15 protein-coding genes are annotated in these 17849 nt (G+C 37.9%); 7 read left to right on the forward strand and 8 right to left on the reverse strand.

Features of this window, described 5'->3' with window-relative positions; translation table 11 throughout:
- Nucleotides 1-132 precede the first annotated feature (132 nt).
- The 3 genes from cysE to AC5JMK_RS02840 all read right to left on the reverse strand — a co-directional run bounded on the left by cysE (nt 133) and on the right by AC5JMK_RS02840 (nt 3462).
- The gene (gene cysE, locus AC5JMK_RS02830) at nt 133-900 is read right to left on the reverse strand and encodes a serine O-acetyltransferase (protein WP_096678592.1); all 768 of its coding nucleotides are present in this window, start codon (nt 898-900) and stop codon (nt 133-135) included.
- Nucleotides 901-1113: 213 nt separating this feature from the next.
- Nucleotides 1114-1602 carry a hypothetical protein gene (locus AC5JMK_RS02835; RefSeq protein ID WP_495909360.1) on the reverse strand — a complete coding sequence of 163 codons (489 nt, stop codon included), beginning with the start codon at nt 1600-1602 and terminating at the stop codon, nt 1114-1116.
- Nucleotides 1603-1788: 186 nt separating this feature from the next.
- Nucleotides 1789-3462: a DUF3352 domain-containing protein gene (locus AC5JMK_RS02840; protein ID WP_495909361.1), complete on the reverse strand. Its 1674-nt coding sequence runs from the start codon at nt 3460-3462 to the stop codon at nt 1789-1791.
- A 185-nt stretch (nt 3463-3647) separates the two neighbouring features.
- Here AC5JMK_RS02840 and AC5JMK_RS02845 point away from each other — a divergent pair, with 185 nt between their 5' ends.
- From AC5JMK_RS02845 to AC5JMK_RS02855, 3 genes are all read left to right on the forward strand, one after another.
- On the forward strand, nt 3648-3995 hold the full coding sequence (locus tag AC5JMK_RS02845) for a rhodanese-like domain-containing protein (protein WP_495909362.1): 348 nt from the start codon (nt 3648-3650) through the stop codon (nt 3993-3995).
- A 540-nt stretch (nt 3996-4535) separates the two neighbouring features.
- Nucleotides 4536-5627: a heat-inducible transcriptional repressor HrcA gene (gene hrcA, locus AC5JMK_RS02850; RefSeq protein ID WP_096678598.1), complete on the forward strand. Its 1092-nt coding sequence runs from the start codon at nt 4536-4538 to the stop codon at nt 5625-5627.
- On the forward strand, nt 5624-6268 hold the full coding sequence (locus AC5JMK_RS02855) for a DUF2834 domain-containing protein (RefSeq protein ID WP_096678600.1): 645 nt from the start codon (nt 5624-5626) through the stop codon (nt 6266-6268). The genes hrcA and AC5JMK_RS02855 overlap by 4 nt, the downstream gene beginning before the upstream one ends.
- 404 nt (nt 6269-6672) lie before the next feature.
- On the opposite strand, the gene AC5JMK_RS02860 is transcribed toward AC5JMK_RS02855, so the two are convergent.
- Nucleotides 6673-7569: a hypothetical protein gene (locus AC5JMK_RS02860; RefSeq protein WP_096678602.1), complete on the reverse strand. Its 897-nt coding sequence runs from the start codon at nt 7567-7569 to the stop codon at nt 6673-6675.
- Between the two features lie 252 nt (nt 7570-7821).
- Nucleotides 7822-8358, reverse strand: a complete 537-nt coding sequence (locus AC5JMK_RS02865) for a DUF4330 domain-containing protein (RefSeq protein WP_096678604.1) — start codon at nt 8356-8358, stop codon at nt 7822-7824.
- 253 nt (nt 8359-8611) lie between these two features.
- Between AC5JMK_RS02865 and AC5JMK_RS02870 the strand changes: the two genes are divergently transcribed.
- A complete protein-coding gene (locus AC5JMK_RS02870; protein WP_096678606.1) occupies nt 8612-9472 on the forward strand; it encodes a M48 family metallopeptidase in 861 nt (286 codons plus the stop codon).
- 109 nt (nt 9473-9581) lie between these two features.
- On the opposite strand, the gene AC5JMK_RS02875 is transcribed toward AC5JMK_RS02870, so the two are convergent.
- Nucleotides 9582-10337, reverse strand: coding sequence for a metallophosphoesterase family protein (locus tag AC5JMK_RS02875; protein ID WP_096678608.1), 756 nt, complete (start codon nt 10335-10337; stop codon nt 9582-9584).
- A gap of 615 nt (nt 10338-10952) precedes the next feature.
- Nucleotides 10953-14060 carry a plasmid replication protein, CyRepA1 family gene (locus AC5JMK_RS02880; protein WP_096678610.1) on the reverse strand — a complete coding sequence of 1036 codons (3108 nt, stop codon included), beginning with the start codon at nt 14058-14060 and terminating at the stop codon, nt 10953-10955.
- Nucleotides 14061-14360: 300 nt separating this feature from the next.
- Here AC5JMK_RS02880 and AC5JMK_RS02885 point away from each other — a divergent pair, with 300 nt between their 5' ends.
- The 3 genes from AC5JMK_RS02885 (at nt 14361) to AC5JMK_RS02895 (ending at nt 16680) form a co-directional block, all read left to right on the forward strand.
- Complete coding sequence (locus tag AC5JMK_RS02885) at nt 14361-14993, forward strand: Vat family streptogramin A O-acetyltransferase (RefSeq protein WP_096678612.1); 633 nt, start codon at nt 14361-14363, stop codon at nt 14991-14993.
- Between the two features lie 91 nt (nt 14994-15084).
- Complete coding sequence (locus AC5JMK_RS02890) at nt 15085-15669, forward strand: Crp/Fnr family transcriptional regulator (RefSeq protein WP_096678614.1); 585 nt, start codon at nt 15085-15087, stop codon at nt 15667-15669.
- 96 nt (nt 15670-15765) lie between these two features.
- Nucleotides 15766-16680, forward strand: coding sequence for an alpha/beta hydrolase (locus AC5JMK_RS02895; RefSeq protein ID WP_096678616.1), 915 nt, complete (start codon nt 15766-15768; stop codon nt 16678-16680).
- A gap of 94 nt (nt 16681-16774) precedes the next feature.
- Here AC5JMK_RS02895 and AC5JMK_RS02900 read toward each other — a convergent pair whose 3' ends face one another.
- Nucleotides 16775-17296, reverse strand: coding sequence for a hypothetical protein (locus tag AC5JMK_RS02900; protein WP_096678618.1), 522 nt, complete (start codon nt 17294-17296; stop codon nt 16775-16777).
- Nucleotides 17297-17849: the final 553 nt, after the last annotated feature.

Here is a 17849-nt window from a genome sequence, read left to right on the forward strand (position 1 = left end):
ACTCAAAAATAAAGGCGACGCTGTCATCACAATTTAAATGCATAACAGCTTATTGTGCAAATAAAAGGGTGTATTTAGCAGTTAGGAAATGCTAAATACACCTATCACCAACTAACAAATAGCAACTAAATGTCAAATTCCAGCCCCATCTAAAAACTCTTGAATCGCTTTATCTCTGAGATTGCAACACACACCATCTTGTAATTTTTCACCCTCGTTTTGGGTAAGTAATTGACTTACTAAAACAACAGTTTTGGTATCTGACTGGTTTTGCTGTAGGCTTTGTATCTGTTCTTCTAACAATTCGAGGCGATCTACCAAAGCGCGAATAACTTCTGCTTCTGAATCTGGTAGATTATTATGTTCCAATGGGGCGACGCGCACGCCTGAACGATAGATAATGCGACCTGGTATACCAACAACAGTACAATTAGAAGGTACATCCCTCAAAACAACTGAACCAGCACCAATACGAACATTATTACCAATTTGGATATTACCTAATACTTTTGCACCTGCACCAACTACAACATTTTCACCTAAAGTCGGGTGGCGTTTTCCACTTTCCTTACCTGTACCACCCAGCGTGACGCCTTGGTAAATCAGTGTATAGTCTCCCACAATCGCTGTTTCACCAATAACAACTCCCATCCCATGATCAATAAATACACTTTTACCAATCACAGCACCAGGGTGAATTTCAATTCCTGTTAAAAATCGGGCAAGATGGGAAATCAAACGAGGGATAAAGGGAATACCAACATGATGCAACCAATGAGCCAGCCGATGAAATAGCAGAGCTTGTAAACCAGGGTAGCAAAACAATACTTCCAACCAGTTACGAGCAGCTGGGTCACGTTCAAAGATAATGCGGAAATCAGCAAGGAGTGTAGACAGCACGCTATTAAGAACCCTCTGTTTTGCCAAACAAGCTACACTCTATTTTAACCTTCTTAGGTGTTGTTTGTTGATGGCGTGACACTCAGGCATTCACGCATTCAAAAGTCGTTAGGGGCGAAGCATTTGCTAATAGATTCTCGCCCAAATGCTTCGCCCTTATCCTCTTTGTCCCCAATTTCTGATCCGTGATCCTCGATTCCCGATTTCCAATAACTATTCCTGAACAAAAAGTGTGTAGTTCTTTTTGATCCCAGAGTTAAAGGTTGCTACCCAAACTTTGTAAGTTCCTGCTTTCCAGTCTGTGTCATCAATGCTGGCATCTTTACTATCACCTGTATCATCACCACAGCGAATAGTATTATCGTTTGGCCCTTGAATAAGCAAGGTGGTATCGTAGCCACCACTATTTACCAGTATTTTTAAGTGGGAAAAGTTTTTTTGCAAAATTAAGATATGGTCTGGATTCGGATCTGCAAAGCCAATACACGCTTTTTTATGGCGATCGCGATTACTAATTGCTGACAAAGAATAAGAGCCACCAGTATAACCTGTTACTGTTCCTTGTGCTGCTTCAAAGTGAGGCGACAAAGTAATTTCACCAAAATAAGCAGTGTCTGCTGATACAGATACTGGGGTGATCAATGCCAGCACTACTAAAATCCAACCCCCTTTTAAAAGAAGTCGGGGGCAACGTTTATCCATAGAAGCCCTCCAACAAAGAAATGATAGTTATATTCTATATTTGATGGTAACAATAATAACTTTAGAGTAATTTAGGGCTGTGCCACATTGGAAGGTGACACAGTGGGAAAAACAATTCAAAATTCACGCATTGGGAAGAGGGACAACAGAAGGGGGGAAGGGAGAAAATAGAAAATCAACTGCTAGCTATTTACCTAATTGAAAAAACACGCCACTTTTGAAAATTTCTGTGTCGTTATCGTAGCTGCTGATGGTGAGCGATCGCAGATTCTCAAATATGGGTTTTGCTAGAATTTCTGCTAGTCTGAGAATTGGGATTTGACTTTCTAATATTTCTCGACTTTTTTCCCAATCTAGATAGACGTAACCTTGGTTTGGTTGAGGAATAGCAGCAATACTATTTTTAAATTGGCGATCGCTCATTAAAGAATTGTTCTTAGCATTGAGAACTTCATTCATTGTTTCGAGATTAGAAGCAAAAATTTCGTAATTTCCTTGGCTAATATGTACTCCTGAAACTTTCGCTTCAATGGCGTATTTTTCTCGCTGTTGAGGATCGGTAAATTTTGTGGCTTTTAATTGTGTCCAAGCAGAAATTTTTTGCTTGTCTACATCAAAACTATGGAGTGATAATCCCTTTAAGGATGCGATTTCATCTAAATGAGAAATTCCTGCTGGTGTGGTTTCAGTTTTTTCGACTACAAACACAAAATCAGGATTTGCTTGTTCTGAACGGGGTAATAATCCGATGGCGTATTCTCCCTGTACCCAACTAAAAATATCTGCTTTTAAGTCGAGTTCTGAGCCTGTTTGTGCATCCACCACAGGTCTAACTAAATTAGAAACAACATCTTTTTCTGAACTGGACATGGCTACTTTGAGTTGTTGCCAAACTTGAGTTAAGTTGCTGTTAGATAAACTACTCAAATTTGTGCCAGTGATCGCCAAACCTGCTGAGGCTGGAATATATTTTAATGCTTCTACAGGCTGAGATAATTGTTCTTGAGGGGGTGCTGTTTCAGCTTGTGCGAGTAAGCTAGTTTCTGCTAACAATCCTTTTTTGGATAAAACTAAAGACACTATTTCGCTGTCATAGATTGCTGGTTCTGGCAATTGTAAACCTTGCCATTGAGCGATATTAGGAAGATTGAGAAACGCCGTAGCTAATGCACCTTTGGGTATTTGTTTAACAATTTCCTGATATTTACTAGAGGTAGTTATATTAACATCAGGAGCCTGGACGTTATTAATTGCTTCTCGTAGCACTTTTGGATCATTGGCAAACAAGACAAAATCATCGCCAATACTAGCACCAGCCAAAGAATTTTGGATTTTAGATTTTGGATCTACTTGTTGAGAGTCAGAAATCAGCTTGATACCTTTGTATTGTTCTGTGATTAAGTTTGAGCCAGCGATCGCTCGTTTGGAAAATAACAAATTCACAAACTCATGGCTTTTCTCTGGATTTTTGGTTGCTAGTGCCATAAAATATCCTGGTTGCTGTCCGTTGCTAGAATCGCGATCAATGTCTTGGGTAGTAACAGCTAAGGTAATTTCATCTCCCAACCAAGGTTGAATGTCTTGTTTGTAATCTAAGCCTGTGTTGGCTAACAAGCTGGTTTTAAGTTTGGATAGTTCTCCTTCAGATTCCAATGCTTGTAATTTATCAGGATTGACTAGCATTGAAATCATCACTGGTGCTTGTTGGGATACAAAAATAGCTGCACCAGGTTGTTTTCTAGTTCCACTGATTCCCATGAGAGAATTTGGACTAGATAAGCCATTACAACCAGAGATCGTAATCAACAGCAGTATCAGCGAAATAGCCGCTAGGGAACGAAAGAATAAGCTTTGCTTCATAATTTTTTCACTCAATTTTCTCTTGCTTCAAATCCTCTAAGCATTTCTTCCTGGTCAAGATGCAGATTTTCTGCAAACATAAATAAAGTATGAAGATAATGATCAGTAGTCGGATATCTTACCTTTTTTATCTTTCATACTTGCTGCGTTTAATCCAAAATCTCAAATCCAAAATCTCAAATCGGATGACAGGTCAACCCATTACCCAAATTAGTGTAGAAGAACTTGCTCAAAATTTGTCAAAAAAGGAGCCTAATCTTCAGCTTGTGGACGTGCGTGAACCCCAAGAAGTCGCGATCGCTCACATTGAGGGTTTTGTTAACTTTCCTCTCAGTGAATTTGCTGTTTGGGAAAACGAAATCCATACCCGCTTAGATCCACATGCTGAAACTCTGGTACTTTGTCATCATGGCATTCGTTCTGCTCAGATGTGTCAGTGGCTAGTGAATCAGGGATTTACAAATGTGAAAAATATTTCTGGTGGTATTGATGCTTACTCAATGTTAGTTGACCCTTCAATTCCTCTGTATTAACAGATAATGAAGATGGTCGAGTTATTTTGCTATTCTCAACTCAATAGTCATTAGGCGCATGTTTGACCTCAGATAAGCGCGGGAGCATCCCAATTTTTTCAATATACTAAAGACGACTCAACAAATAAATCGATTAGTCTGCTTTAAGCAGACTTGAGCTATGAGGGTCTTCCACTTAGAAAAAACGGGCAGGCTTCTTTGGATATTCCGCATGGCCCATTGATTAATAAAGGGGTTTATAAGCCTGCCCGTTTTTTTGGGGACAATGCAAATGAGACTGCGATTTCAATCGCGGGCGGGTTTTTTGAACATTTGGGATGCTCCCGATAAGCGCCACCAACGTATTAAATATCAATTTGTGAGGACTTATACTCAATAATGAAACAGTTAATAGTTAACAGTTAACAGATAAACGTATTTTTAGATACTTCAATAATTTACTATTTTGCTTAACTAATAATAATGTTTTTTGCTTCCCAACTTAAGAAATTTTTGTTTTTCAAAAACTAATTAAAATTTTGCTTTGGTAAACTTATAGGTATGGAAGTCCAGTTAACCAATCGTCAACAGCACATTCTTTGGGCTACAGTACGTCATTACATCGCTACAGCAGAGCCTGTTGGTTCCAAAGCTCTGCTAGAAGAATACAATTTGGGTGTGAGTTCAGCAACAATTCGTAACGCCATGGGTGTGTTAGAAAAAGCTGGGCTACTTTATCAACCCCATACTTCTGCTGGGCGAGTACCTTCTGACTCTGGCTATCGGATTTATGTTGATCAGTTGATCACACCATCTGATACTTTAGCTAGAAAAGTAGAAGAAACACTACAAACGCGCCTGAATTGGGAAGACAGAGGTCTAGAAAATCTATTGCAAGGTGCAGCCCAAATTTTAGCAACCTTGAGTGGCTGCATCAGTTTGATTACTTTGCCACAAAATGTTAGCGCGCTGTTGCGTCATTTGCAATTGGTGCAAATTGAAGTCGGACAAGTAATGTTGATTGTAGTCACAGATAGTTATGAGACACATTCAGCATTATTAGATTTGCCACCAAAAGATAAAGACACACAATCTGATCCAGAACTAATAGATCGGGAATTGCAAATTGTTTCTAATTTTTTAAATAGCCAATTACGAGGACGCAGCTTGTTAGAGGTAGCTAACCTGAATTGGAGTGATTTAGATCGAGAATTTCAACATTATGGTGAATACTTAAAAAATTCCTTAGCAGAATTTAGTCGTCGCAGCTTGACGCCAGGGGTGACACAAATAATGGTGCGTGGAATGGCTGAAGTTTTACGACAACCAGAATTTTCGCAACTACAACAGGTACAAACTATCATCCAACTATTGGAGGAAGAACAAGAGCAACTGTGGCGATTAATATTTGAGGAAAATGAGACTGAGGAAGTGGGTAAACCACGAGTAACAGTCAGGATTGGTGCAGAAAATCCTCTGGAAACAATTCGTAATTGTAGTTTAATTTCTTCCACCTATCGTCGTGGTTCAGCACAGGTAGGTAGTGTGGGAGTTTTGGGACCAACACGCCTAGATTACGAAGGAGCGATCGCACTAGTTGCTGCTGCTGCTGAGTATTTATCAGAAGCTTTCAGTGATCTAAATCCCTCATGAGAAAAATTACCTTTGGATTGGTTTGGTTAGGATTGATTGCTTATGCTTTCTTGTTTGCTCCTCCCGATCAACCCGATACTTTTGAGTTAATTAAAAACCTTTCTACTGGTCAATGGCAAGGAATTAATCCTTTGGTGATTGCACTTTTTAATATTATGGGTATTTGGCCTCTTATCTACAGTGCAATCATGTTTGTTGACGGTAGAGGACAAAAAATTCCAGCTTGGCCATTTGCTGCTGCTTCTTTTGCAGTTGGCGCATTTGCTTTGTTACCCTATTTGGCTTTGAGAGAACCAAATCTACAGTTTTCTGGCGAAAAGAATGTCTTGATTAAATTTTTAGATTCTCGCTGGATGGGTATAATTCTGACTATTGGAACGGTGATTTTAATTAGTTATGGTATTAGACAAGGAGATTGGGGTGATTTTGTCCAGCAGTGGCAAACTAGCCGTTTTATCAATGTGATGAGCTGTGATTTTTGTCTGCTGTGTGTATTATTTCCTGCTTTATTGGGAGATGATATGACACGGCGTGGTTGGAAAAATTCTGGAATATTTTGGCTGATCGCTTTAATTCCGTTATTTGGCCCTCTGCTATATTTGTGCATACGTCCATCTTTGCCAGAACAAGTTAATGGTTGATTATTCATTTGTGCGATCGCATTACTGGTGATGAGGTTAAGAGACCTCTTGCAAAAGTCGAATGAACCCCACCGCCTTCGGCACCTCCCCTTACCAAGGGGAGGTTGGGAGGGGTTAAAATAATGTGCAGCTTCATATTTAATTGGTATTAGCCTGCTTCCCATTTCATTTTCACCTCTATTCTGTTCGAGCATCAAGTTTAGCCAGTATTCAGAACTCGTAAACCAAGTTTTAAACTCGTAAACCAAGTTTTAAACTCGTAAATCAAGTTTTAAACTCGTAAATCAAGTTTTAAACTCGTAAATCAAGTTTTAAATTCGTAAATCAAGTTTTAAATTCGTAAATCAAGTTTTAAACTCGTAAACCAAGTTTTAAACTCGTAAATCAAGTTTTAAACTCGTAAATCAAGTTGGAAACGGTTCAATTACTCGACCACGTCTGAGTAAGCGATCGCCCTTCAGTAAAGCAGGAGTGATAGTCACAAAATTCTTAGTGTCAGGGTCAATACTTGGCTCAAAATCAAAATATTCGCGATCGCTGTGGGGATCTTTTGGTTGATAAACTTGAGTACGAATTCCTTGCTCCATTAAAATCTGGGGCAAAAGTTTAGTTAATTCCAGCATCATTTGAGGTTTATCCAAAAATGATGCGCCTATTAGTCTTTGCAGAAAATTTAATAGTTCTGGTAGTTCTTCAATGGCGCGATCATCCAAAGATTGATTCCCTTGTTCAACTCTAGCGACTGCTAAGTCTATTGTATTGAGAGCATCACCCAGATTATCAAGAAGAATTTTGCTATCAATTTTTAGTACAGATTGAGGTAATTCTCTTAACTGTGCAAAATTTGAATTATTATCCTGTTTATCTTTATCAAGTTGCAGCACAACTTCTAAACCTATCAGCACAGAAGCAAGCAAAATAGCCATCCACGCTCCAGGGCTAGTTTCTGTTAAATACAATAACCAAGCTAATATACCTATATAAACAAGTGTCTTCAGCAGTTTCAGGATTAACCTGTTAGCAGACAACTTGGTAACTGGGATAGTAACTTGCTTTGACTGTGGGAGAGTGACTTGAATTTGGTTAGCCGCAGTGAGAGTAGCGATCGACTGGCGCAATGCATCCAAGAAAAAAGCAGCCGAACGTACTTGAGCCATATTTAGCTCACTTATATAACTTTTTTCTAGATGATCAATTTGGTTTTGAACCAACTTCACCACCTGATCAACACTAGTTACTTTGTCAATCTCAGTTTGGAGTTGGTGACGTTCTTCGTCAAAAAGTGTAGACAGTTTTTTCATTATTAATATTATTGAACCACAAAGATCATATAATTTTTGAACATTTCCTATAGTTCAGACAATTTTTGTGATCAACATTAATTTAGTCAGTGCGTAGACACGTAGGGCTTTTTAGTTGGGCGATCGCATTTCTAAATCATTCGCTCCAGACAAGATCCCCGACAACTCAACAGAAGTCGGGGATCTGGGCTAAAATGTCAAATGTCTAGGTTAAGGGATGATTTTTCCCCATAAAGCTTTATATTTCTCTAACTAAGACTTATCTTTAATTCGTACATCTATCACACTGGCATTGAAGTTGTAATTAAAGCCTTCCAACTCAAATGGCATACCTATTTTGACTTTGCTGTTACCTAGAACTGGCCCATTTTCAGTGACTTGGGCTTTACCTTCCAAAGTCAATAACATGTCTGTACTAAAACTGTTTGATTTGGGATCTGGCAATTCTTTAATAGTACCATCTGGCTGGGGAACAAGTACAGTTTTAGGTAATGGTTGAAGAGATTTGATATCAATTTTTCCGTGGGGTTGATTACGGATAATAACGTTTGTTTTACCACCTTTTTTAAATCCTTGATTGTATAACTGTTCAGGATCACGTACATTTAATCCCCGAACAATTAAATCTACTTCAATGGGTACAGTTTTAGAACCTACTTGAGCAACAGAACCAGTACTCCCAGGGAAGAAAAAGATGCCGAATATAACCAGCAAAATTACTAGCCCAGCACCTATATCAAGAACATTAAATTTACCAAATAAACGACCTTTGGAATCTAAAATAGCCATAACTGAAATTTTCCTAAATTCAATTTTTGACTTTTGAATGCTAGATTTGACAATTCAACGCCACCTGCTATGACATGCGACAGTTTATCATGATCGGTGTTTTTAGTTGCTGTTGCCAAAAACAATCGGTTAAAACTGCATTATAGTCAAGTTTGCTCGTGACATCTGCATGAGAGATGTTAAATGCAACTTGTGATATCCTGCTTGCGTCTGTTATTTTTACGTTCTTGTTAAAGTCTTTTCAGACCGAATTATGAATAATAGGGAAAGCTTATATATCTATTACAGTGTTTTTCGACGTCGTTTGTTTTATCCATTGATTTCGGTGCTGATGGCGCTGAGTATTTGTTTGAGTAGCGCCTTACCATCTCAAGCTTTTGATTGGATACCTCTGATTTTTCAAGGAGTGCAAGCACTTCAGCTTTCTAATATGTCCGATCGCCAGGAAGTTGAGATTGGTAAACAAATCAATCAACAACTGCTAGACAGTGACGTTCGATTGTACCGCGACGCAAATATTAACCGTTATGTGCAACAAATTGGTCAGCGATTGGTAGCAAATAGCGATCGCCCCAATCTTCCTTTTACTTTCCAAGTTGTTGATGATGATAAAATTAATGCTTTTGCCACTCTTGGTGGATTTGTATATTTAAATACAGGTTTAATAGAAACTGCTGAAAATGAAGCGGAACTAGCAAGCGTCATGGCCCATGAAATTGGTCATATTGGCGGTAGACATCTAGTCAAGCAGATGCGCCAAAAGGCACTTGATGAAGGTTTGTTAACAGCAGCTGGATTAGATCGCAGTCGAGCAATACAAATTGGTTATCAGTTAGCGCGTAACCTACCAGGTAGTCGAAAAAACGAATTTGATGCTGATAAAAGAGGATTAAGAACTTTGACACGTACTGGTTATAGTCAAGCGGCGATGGTTTCGTTTATGCAAAAGCTAGTCAAAAAGGGTTCTGTACCAACATTTTTGAGTACTCACCCAGCAACAGGCGATCGCATTAATTCTATTAAAAAGGACATCAATACTCAACCAAGCAATGGCAACGATGGTTTAGATAATTCTACATATAAGACTAATATCCAAGCCCTATTTAGGTCTTGAAGCAATTTTAAAATGACACAAATGCATACGAAACATTTATTTGTGTGCATCGGTGCGTATCGGTAGTCGATTTAGAAAAAATGATTTTTGCCAAGCCTGAAACTTAAGATCAGGCTAAACACTTATTGCGGCGTATATGAAATTGTTCTGGCTTGACAGTTGTCACCATTTCTTCTAAAGGTGAGATGCGGATGCAATTTTTGAGAACGTTTGCTTGATAAACCAAATTATTTGTAATATCCAATCCCGTTAACCAACCACTACGAGGATGATAAGCACCAGTGTCTATATCTAACCATCCTTCCCCTTGGGCTAATTGACCAGGGGATACGCCTGGTAAGGTAAAAGTAATTGTATGACCGATAATCATCAATTTATCGACAAAGTATGGCTTTTGAATGCTGTGAAATTCATCTCGCACCCAACAAAATTGGTCGGCTGTTTGTGCTTCTATAGGTATGAAAGGATCAACACCAGCATGAACCAACCAAACATCCCCTAAATCAATATGTGTAGGCAAATTATCAAACCATTCGAGATGATCATGGGGAATAGTAGCTTCTTCATAACTAGACACTGTTGCCTGTCCACCACTGTATAGCCATGCTTGTACTGTAGGGGTAGGGATGCGTTTTGTGAGAACATTCAATAGCATCTGTTCGTGATTCCCTAACAAACATTGATAGGAACTGTCTTTCACAAAATCAACTACTTGGGCGCTTTGTGGGCCACGATCAATTAAGTCTCCTAAAAAGTAGACTTGATCGTTTGATGCAGGGGCGATCGCATCTAACAATCTCATTAAACCTTCATAGTGACCATGCACATCCCCAATTACTATTCGTCGGTAACTAGTTACACTCATCGGCTTATGGTTTGACTAAATTTTGCCTTTTGTTGTGCTGCTACAGTCTAAACTGCATAAATTTCGTAAATTTAGCAAAAAACTTACAAATTTCTAATTTATTTCATTATTCCCACTTTCATTAACTATATTTAAACTTGATTTATGAATACTCCTTTCAGATAAATCATAAAGTTACCTCATTCTATGTGCAGATTTTACAAAGAAATTTAAATTTTCAATAAATCTAGATGATTCTCACTTTCATCGTACAAATATCCGTGTTAAAAGAAAAATAACTAAGTCATTTGTCAAAATTTAGTGAGTATTTAGTGATTGGTTGTCTCCAGGGCTATTTCATTCTCATCCAGCCCGCCTCAGAATCAATTGTGGTCTCATAGCAAAAGTCGGTTAAAAGCGACTGTTTAGTGGTAATTTAGTCCGTTTTAACGGACTTAAACTATTAGCTCTGAACTTTATTTCAGGGCGGTTTATGTCTAAAATGAAATAGCCCTGGGTTGTCTTTCTTGTCCTCCTTGTCGCCAAATGCATCAAAATAGTGAAAGGACACAATAGTAACTATAGTAAGACTTTACAATATTGCAGACTATTTCATATCGTTCTTACTACATAGTTTTATTTATAGCCTGTATAGAGAGATGTTGATCCTTTAGTCTGAGTAGATATGTGCCATAAGATAGCCTTGCCATCAGCAGAGTCAGTCATATTAGCTAACATTAACTGATCTCGTTGATGCCAAACAGCAAATATTTTGTCTCTACCATCATTGAGAGTTCTGAAATCAACTTGATATCTTTGATCAACTCGCTGTAACTTTAAACCTAACAAATTTAGTAATCTGCTCAGTATTTTGATCGCACAAAGGCGCTGTTTACCTTTTACTAAATCTATGCCAAGTGTTCTTTTAATATGTTTACTGCACTGCATAGCAGTATTTTGCAACATAATTAAATCAGGATCATTTTCAGTAAATAGTCGTTCTGGTTCTAAAAACTGTAGCATTCCTAAAGCTCTCATCGCTTCAACTTTAAGGGTATATATTTTTAAATCTGGAAGGAAAACTTGACCCTCGCCCCAAATTAATTGCTGTTGCCATTCTTGCTGATCTCGTACCCAAAAATATTCACTTTCATGAGTGAGATAATAGTGAATTAATAATTGACTATAATAACCTTGCTCATCTAATAATTTCAGTTGAGGTGTAACTGGTATACTGTATCTTTGCCTGAGAACATATTTATGAATTTGATTGCGTTCTTCATCAGTAAGTGAATGTTTTGCTATGAGTTGGTCATACTCCACATAATCAATATCTTTAGCATTAGCTACAGCCGTTGCTGCTGCTAATTGATTGTGTTGCTTAATTTCTTTAATTTTAAGTTTAATTTCTTTGGCTTTTTGGCGTCTTTGTGACCAATCTTTTTGGACTTTGACAATTTCGATAATTAATCGTCGGCGCGTTGCTAAATCATTAGGATCGGTAGCTAAAAAAGCAAGGCGTAAATCTCGGACTATATTATTTTGAACAGCGTTACTCCGTGTCTGAATTTGATGACCATCAGCAATTAAGCCATCTTTTGTTGATTGACGGTAGAGTTTAATTGAAGCGTTGACTCTTGCTGCTAATTTCGACCAAATTCGTAAATGAATTGGGTCATAAACTAATGGTAAGTCTACATCAATTTTATGTAAGGGACTAAGTAAAGCCAAGTTTTCTTTTTGATTTTCCTGATACCAAGAAGAAAGTAAACGATAATTTGTACTACCACTTCCAATCAGACCAATACCTCGTTTAGCGCACCAAATTACTCTTGGAACATCATCTCGTACTCTTGCTAATGCTTGTCGAACTTCGGAGTCAGGAATTACACCTTGAAAAATACCATAAACACAGTCGAAATGTTGAACGTCAATACTAATTCCTGTTCCTAAACTGGGAGTGACGAAAACAGAGTCGTATTCTGGCACTTTTTGATTAATAGATGTGATAAAATCAACTGCTTCGTGACCAGGCGTATTTGTTGTTAAACTACTGACGACTAGAGTTTTAGAAAATTGCTTTTGTAGTCTTTGCAGTCGTTCTTGTAAATAAATCGCAATGGTTTCACAACTGTAACGTCCAGAACGACTATCAGTAGTTACATAACATTTTCGACCTGCCATCAAATCCAATTCTAGTTGATGAATTAGCGGAGTTGGATTAGGAGAATCATAATAAGTAACATCCCAACCACGTTGAGGTTTCCATTGATTAACTACCACCCATGGCGTTAATTGAATTCCTGCTAATCCTTGTAAATATTCTAAAGAAATATCAGACAAATCTGCATCTTGAGCAAGAATTAATCCACCACTTGTAAGGATATTAGAAATTAATTGTTGAAACGATTTGAGGACTTTTACACGCTTTTCTTTACAAGTATTACTATTGAGGAGATGCCATAAAGATTGTTCTACCTCATCTAATATTAATATAGCTCCTTGCCAATCTTCAGGATTAAGCTTCCACAAAGAATCTATACATAATCCCAGAGATTGGCTAGATTGATAGCGAGTATCAAAGCTGTTACTACGAGTTAAGTTTTCATTGTTAATTCCCCAATTAATACCGATTTTTTCACATAAAAATCGACCAAGTTGAATTCTATGAGTAATTAATAAAACAGGTTGATTTCGATTTTTTGCCTGTTGCACAACTGTCTGAAGTGCTGTAGTTTTCCCTGTACCTTTAGCAGATTTGATCCCGACTAATCCAGAAGTAGGAAAGGGTATTTCTCCTAAATAGCGATTATTAAGAGTGAGTGCAGGAGGTATAGTTAATTCTGTGTGGGGTTTTGTTTGAGCAAGATAATTTTCTAAATCAACGCTTTGGCGATATATTTTTTCAAAGGCGTTTGCACCTTTAGCTACGATAAACTCATCAACTCCTTTTTCGCTTCCTGGTAGTTCAATAACTTTTACAGGACAATTTTGGGTTTGGAATAAAAAACCAAGTTGCGAGATTGCGTTATTTACGGCTGCAATTTTGTTGTCTTGGGTTTCAAAATCAAAGCAAATATAAAATGTGCGTTTAGCGATCGCGATCGCTTTTAAGTCTGGTATCAACTGACGACGGATAACTTTGCCAAATTCATCTTTAGTGACGCGATAACCGCTAGTAATTCCAGGAACACCAATAGTTGCATACCCTTGTGTTAACAGTGCGGCGGCTTTTTTCACACCTTCACAAATAATTATAGGTATATTTCTCGCCATTACCCACGCCCAAAAACCCACAGCTTCCCCATTTTCGGTAATGCTGATATTTTCTGGCATGGTTTGATTGTAACGTTGGGCGACTTGTTGCCACACGCGCAAACTGACTCGCAAACAAAACACCCGCGTCGGTGTGCAAGGAGGATGTTCGTATTTAATAGATTTACCTTTTTCATTGAGTCGGGGTTGATTTGGCTTAAAACATCCCCATTCCATTGGTTCCCAGTTATTAAGAGGATCAAGTCCAGCACACCACCAGCCACCAGCAGCTACATGAGCGTAGCGTTGTAACCAGCTATTCCTCACCATACCAATATTCGTGCGTGGTATGTGTTCGGAAATTAACAAATAGTTATAGGCGATTTCGTCTTGCAAAGACTGGAAATTCAAGGTTGCTAAGTGTAAATCAATACCGCCACTTTTGACTAATTCTTCTAGATGTTGGGGTTGTAAATAGTGCAAATGCATTAGTCAGGGCAAAATAGGAAACAACGGATTTAAAACTTACCATGCCCCTACTAGATTTGATAGAAGTGATATTAACTATTTACAGCTGCTTTTTGTTACCAAGTTACGGGAGACACATCGGTGAATTATTCTGTAAGCTGTGGAGTCTGTTTTATTGCCATAGTAATAAGTATGTATTGTAATTTTTTTTGAGTTATATATTTAATTTATAAGTAAAATCATGGCTTAAAACATGAGACCCTGACGTGTAGCTTGTTTTGAGATTAAGTTTTATCTATAAAGAACTCAACAAGTTTTGCAATGCAATATCCCGACGCAAACAACCCACATCCCATGCAGAGTTTTCCCCAGGTTTGTTTTATCAAAAATACTGTCTCCAATCCCAACATCATCATTGGGGACTATACGTATTACGATGACCTGGAAGACTCGGAAAATTTTGAGCGCAATGTGCTTTACCACTATCCATTTATTGGCGACAAGCTAATAATTGGTAAGTTTTGTGCTTTAGCTACAGGCGTAAAATTTATTATGAATGGCGCAAACCATCAGATGTCTGGGTTTTCAACTTATCCATTTAGCATTTTTGGTAGTGATTGGGAAGATGTGACACCGAAACCTGATGAACTACCTTTCAAGGGTGACACTGTGATTGGTAACGATGTGTGGATTGGATACGAAGCAATGATTATGCCTGGAGTTAAAATCGGTGATGGTGCTATTGTTGCAGCAAAATCTGTAGTTGTTAAAGATGTCGCACCTTACACAATTGTTGGCGGTAATCCAGCTAGTTTAGTGCGCCAACGCTTTCCCGACGAAATCATCAATACTCTACTAGAAATTGCTTGGTGGGACTGGGATATTGAAAAAATTACCAGAAATTTAGAAAAAATTGTTGGTGCAGATATTGAAGCGTTGAAAAATTGTGTGTAATTTCTGCAATTAATGATTGAAAGTATTTGTGAGAAAATAACTGATAAATTGATGATTATAAAAGTATAAGTATCTTTAGCTCCAAATTTAAATGTATGAGCCATTTTACGAATATATACAGCAGCTTTTACCTGAATTTAAAATTCCTCGAATCCTGATTGAGCCTCTATTGGAACCAAGAAAAATTCATAAAGGTGAATTCTTATTTCAAGAAGGTGACATTTGTCAATTTGTGGGTTTAACTTTGCAGGGCTGTCTGAGAACTTTTTTCTTAAAAGATGGCAAAGAATTAACCCTATTCTTCCATCCTGAGCATCAAACGTTCGGTGATTACGAGAGTTTCCGCAAGCAACAACCAGCTTGTTTTTCTTGTCAAGCTATTGAATCATCTGAAGTACTGCTCGTCAACCACCAGGTACTGCATACCCTTGAAGAATCAGCGTCCGGTCAGAAACTCTTGAGACTTTTTGCTGAGAGTCTTGCATTTATGCTGCGTGATAAATTGCTCTCTCTTTATCGGGATACGCCAGAACAACGTTATCTACATCTTCTTAAAAGTGAGCCTTACCTCTTACAACGCATTTCTCAGTATCACCTCGCATCATATCTCGGTATTGAGCCGGAATCTTTGAGTCGGTTGAAACGAAGACTCTATCAAAAGAGATTCTTAACCTAAGTCAATGCTAAGGGTAGTACACACGAAGTAAAGTCGCAAATGATGGATTTCAAAAGTACAGCCCAGCAATGGTTTTAAGTTAAAAAGGGGAGAAAAATGAGCCAACAAGAACTCAATGCGATTCTTGAAATAATGCGTAACTTTTCTTGGGGAACAACTCCAACACAAATGCGCGCCAGTTTTAATGGTTCAGCAAATCTCCTACCACCGCATCCAACTGCAATCATTGAAGAAGTTGATGTTAATGGTATACCAGCAAGTTTGATTTCAACACCACAAGCAGCTAAAGATCGAGTTATATTATATCTGCATGGTGGTGGGTTTATTGCTGGCTCTCGTATTAGTCATTGCCGATTAGCCAGCGATTTTTCCGAAGCGGCAGATGCGACTGTTTTATTGATTGATTATCGGCTAGTACCAGAGCATCCATATCCAGGCGCTTTAGAGGATACCATAACTGCATACCAGTGGTTGATGAACGAGCGTGATTTTAGCCCCTCTCACATTGCGATCGCAGGCGATTCTGCTGGCGGAAACCTGGCGTTGACAACACTGCTGTCCTTACGTAACGCAGGTAAACCGCTTCCTGTAGCTGCATTGCTCATATCACCACTGACAGATATGGAAAGAACAGGCCAGACGCACAAAACGAAAGCTGATATTGATCTAATGGTTTTACCTCAGATACTTGAAGCAGGGATAAATATGTATTTACCTACAGCCAATTTCCGTGATCCTATGGTTTCACCAATCTATGCCAATTTGTCAGGTTTACCACCCATGTTGATTCATGTGGGAAATCAGGAAGTTCTTTTGGATGACTCGCTTAGGTTAGCACGCAAAGCCGCTTTAGATGATGTCTCTGTAGAATTAAAAGTTTGGAAAGATATGATTCACTCCCTGCATTTATTTGCACCGATGCTTACTGAAGGACGTGAAGCCATTGTTGAGGCTGGAGCTTTTCTCAAAAATCATTTGCTGCAAAATAATCAACCTAAAGATTTCAATTAAATGCAGTCTCCATTATTAAAATACTTCTGACGAACATATTTAGTTAGACAATCATAAGTTTGAAAGTCTAGTAAATTTTACTCAAGAGTGTACATTATTTTCCCTTATTTTCCTCCTCGATACTCTTGCGGAGTTCAATATACTGCTTACCTAACGCCGTGATTTTGAGGTAATTAGATAAATTATTTCCTTCATAGGGAATATCACGAATTTCCTTTGTATCTTCTATGTAGCCTATATCTCGTAAGTGGTACAATTCTCTTTCTAATCTGGTCGTCAAATCGTAATTACCATAGTTACCAGAGTTAATTTTTTGCAAGGACTTATACATTGAGTCTGGGATTGTTAAGAGAAAGATTTTATCTACTCTGTTTTTCGTAGTACTCAATTTTTTGTTGAGAGAACTGATTTTGTTGTCAATTTTATCTCTGTCAAATGTCAGCGCAACAACATCATCTGCTCGTGGAATAAATACCATTAAAATCGCGATGAAAAGCAATGCTGCTATAGTTAATGCAGAACTGCGTCCAGAGAATAACATCACCAGTAAAACGCCTTCTATAAATGCAAGGCATGAAAAAGCAGCCCACCACTTTGTGGTATAGTCTTGAGTCATAATTAACTCTCCTAAAAAGTGTCTAGAGAAACTATTATTCTTTTAGTTAAATTTAATTATAGTTTTGATTTTCATATCTGATTCAGTTTAATATTATGAGGTCTTGATAATATAGAAGATTGATTCAGAAAAAAGTAGAAATACTTAATATATTATCAATCAAATAATAAATTAATGATAATATTTGATTGATAACTACATCTCAGAAATTACAAGTTAGATATGCTCTAGACTTACTTATCAAAATGAAAAAGTCCTTAGCCGAGAGACTTTCAATTAATTCTGAGGTGGGCTGGATGAGAATGAAATAGCCCTGTTATTACTGCCAAGGCAAGAGGCGACATAAATTAAATGATAAACAGTGAACAATTTATTTTTAACAAATTGATTATTTAATACAATAGCAACTATATTCTATATTTCGCTTTCCTTTAACTACCAAGCAAAAGTGCTGTGTTTATGATCTAGGGTCTTGTATTTTTTTCTATACGACTTAAGAGTATCGGCTCAATAATTCGGGGTAGGCAGTGATTCAAGCTGCCACGACCAGCCT

Source organism: Pelatocladus sp. (assembly GCF_059505505.1).

What these genes read in the sequence shown, in the direction of transcription:
- AC5JMK_RS02845 (WP_495909362.1), top strand. Translation starts at nt 3,648, where the DNA reads ATGACAGGTCAACCCATTACCCAAATTAGTGTAGAAGAACTTGCTCAA.
- AC5JMK_RS02900 (WP_096678618.1), bottom strand. Translation starts at nt 17,296, where the DNA reads ATGACTCAAGACTATACCACAAAGTGGTGGGCTGCTTTTTCATGCCTT.
- AC5JMK_RS02835 (WP_495909360.1), bottom strand. Translation starts at nt 1,602, where the DNA reads ATGGATAAACGTTGCCCCCGACTTCTTTTAAAAGGGGGTTGGATTTTA.
- AC5JMK_RS02885 (WP_096678612.1), top strand. Translation starts at nt 14,361, where the DNA reads ATGCAATATCCCGACGCAAACAACCCACATCCCATGCAGAGTTTTCCC.
- AC5JMK_RS02840 (WP_495909361.1), bottom strand. Translation starts at nt 3,462, where the DNA reads ATGAAGCAAAGCTTATTCTTTCGTTCCCTAGCGGCTATTTCGCTGATA.
- AC5JMK_RS02860 (WP_096678602.1), bottom strand. Translation starts at nt 7,569, where the DNA reads ATGAAAAAACTGTCTACACTTTTTGACGAAGAACGTCACCAACTCCAA.
- AC5JMK_RS02865 (WP_096678604.1), bottom strand. Translation starts at nt 8,358, where the DNA reads ATGGCTATTTTAGATTCCAAAGGTCGTTTATTTGGTAAATTTAATGTT.
- AC5JMK_RS02895 (WP_096678616.1), top strand. Translation starts at nt 15,766, where the DNA reads ATGAGCCAACAAGAACTCAATGCGATTCTTGAAATAATGCGTAACTTT.
- hrcA (WP_096678598.1), top strand. Translation starts at nt 4,536, where the DNA reads ATGGAAGTCCAGTTAACCAATCGTCAACAGCACATTCTTTGGGCTACA.
- AC5JMK_RS02875 (WP_096678608.1), bottom strand. Translation starts at nt 10,337, where the DNA reads ATGAGTGTAACTAGTTACCGACGAATAGTAATTGGGGATGTGCATGGT.
- AC5JMK_RS02870 (WP_096678606.1), top strand. Translation starts at nt 8,612, where the DNA reads ATGAATAATAGGGAAAGCTTATATATCTATTACAGTGTTTTTCGACGT.
- AC5JMK_RS02880 (WP_096678610.1), bottom strand. Translation starts at nt 14,060, where the DNA reads ATGCATTTGCACTATTTACAACCCCAACATCTAGAAGAATTAGTCAAA.
- AC5JMK_RS02890 (WP_096678614.1), top strand. Translation starts at nt 15,085, where the DNA reads ATGTATGAGCCATTTTACGAATATATACAGCAGCTTTTACCTGAATTT.
- AC5JMK_RS02855 (WP_096678600.1), top strand. Translation starts at nt 5,624, where the DNA reads ATGAGAAAAATTACCTTTGGATTGGTTTGGTTAGGATTGATTGCTTAT.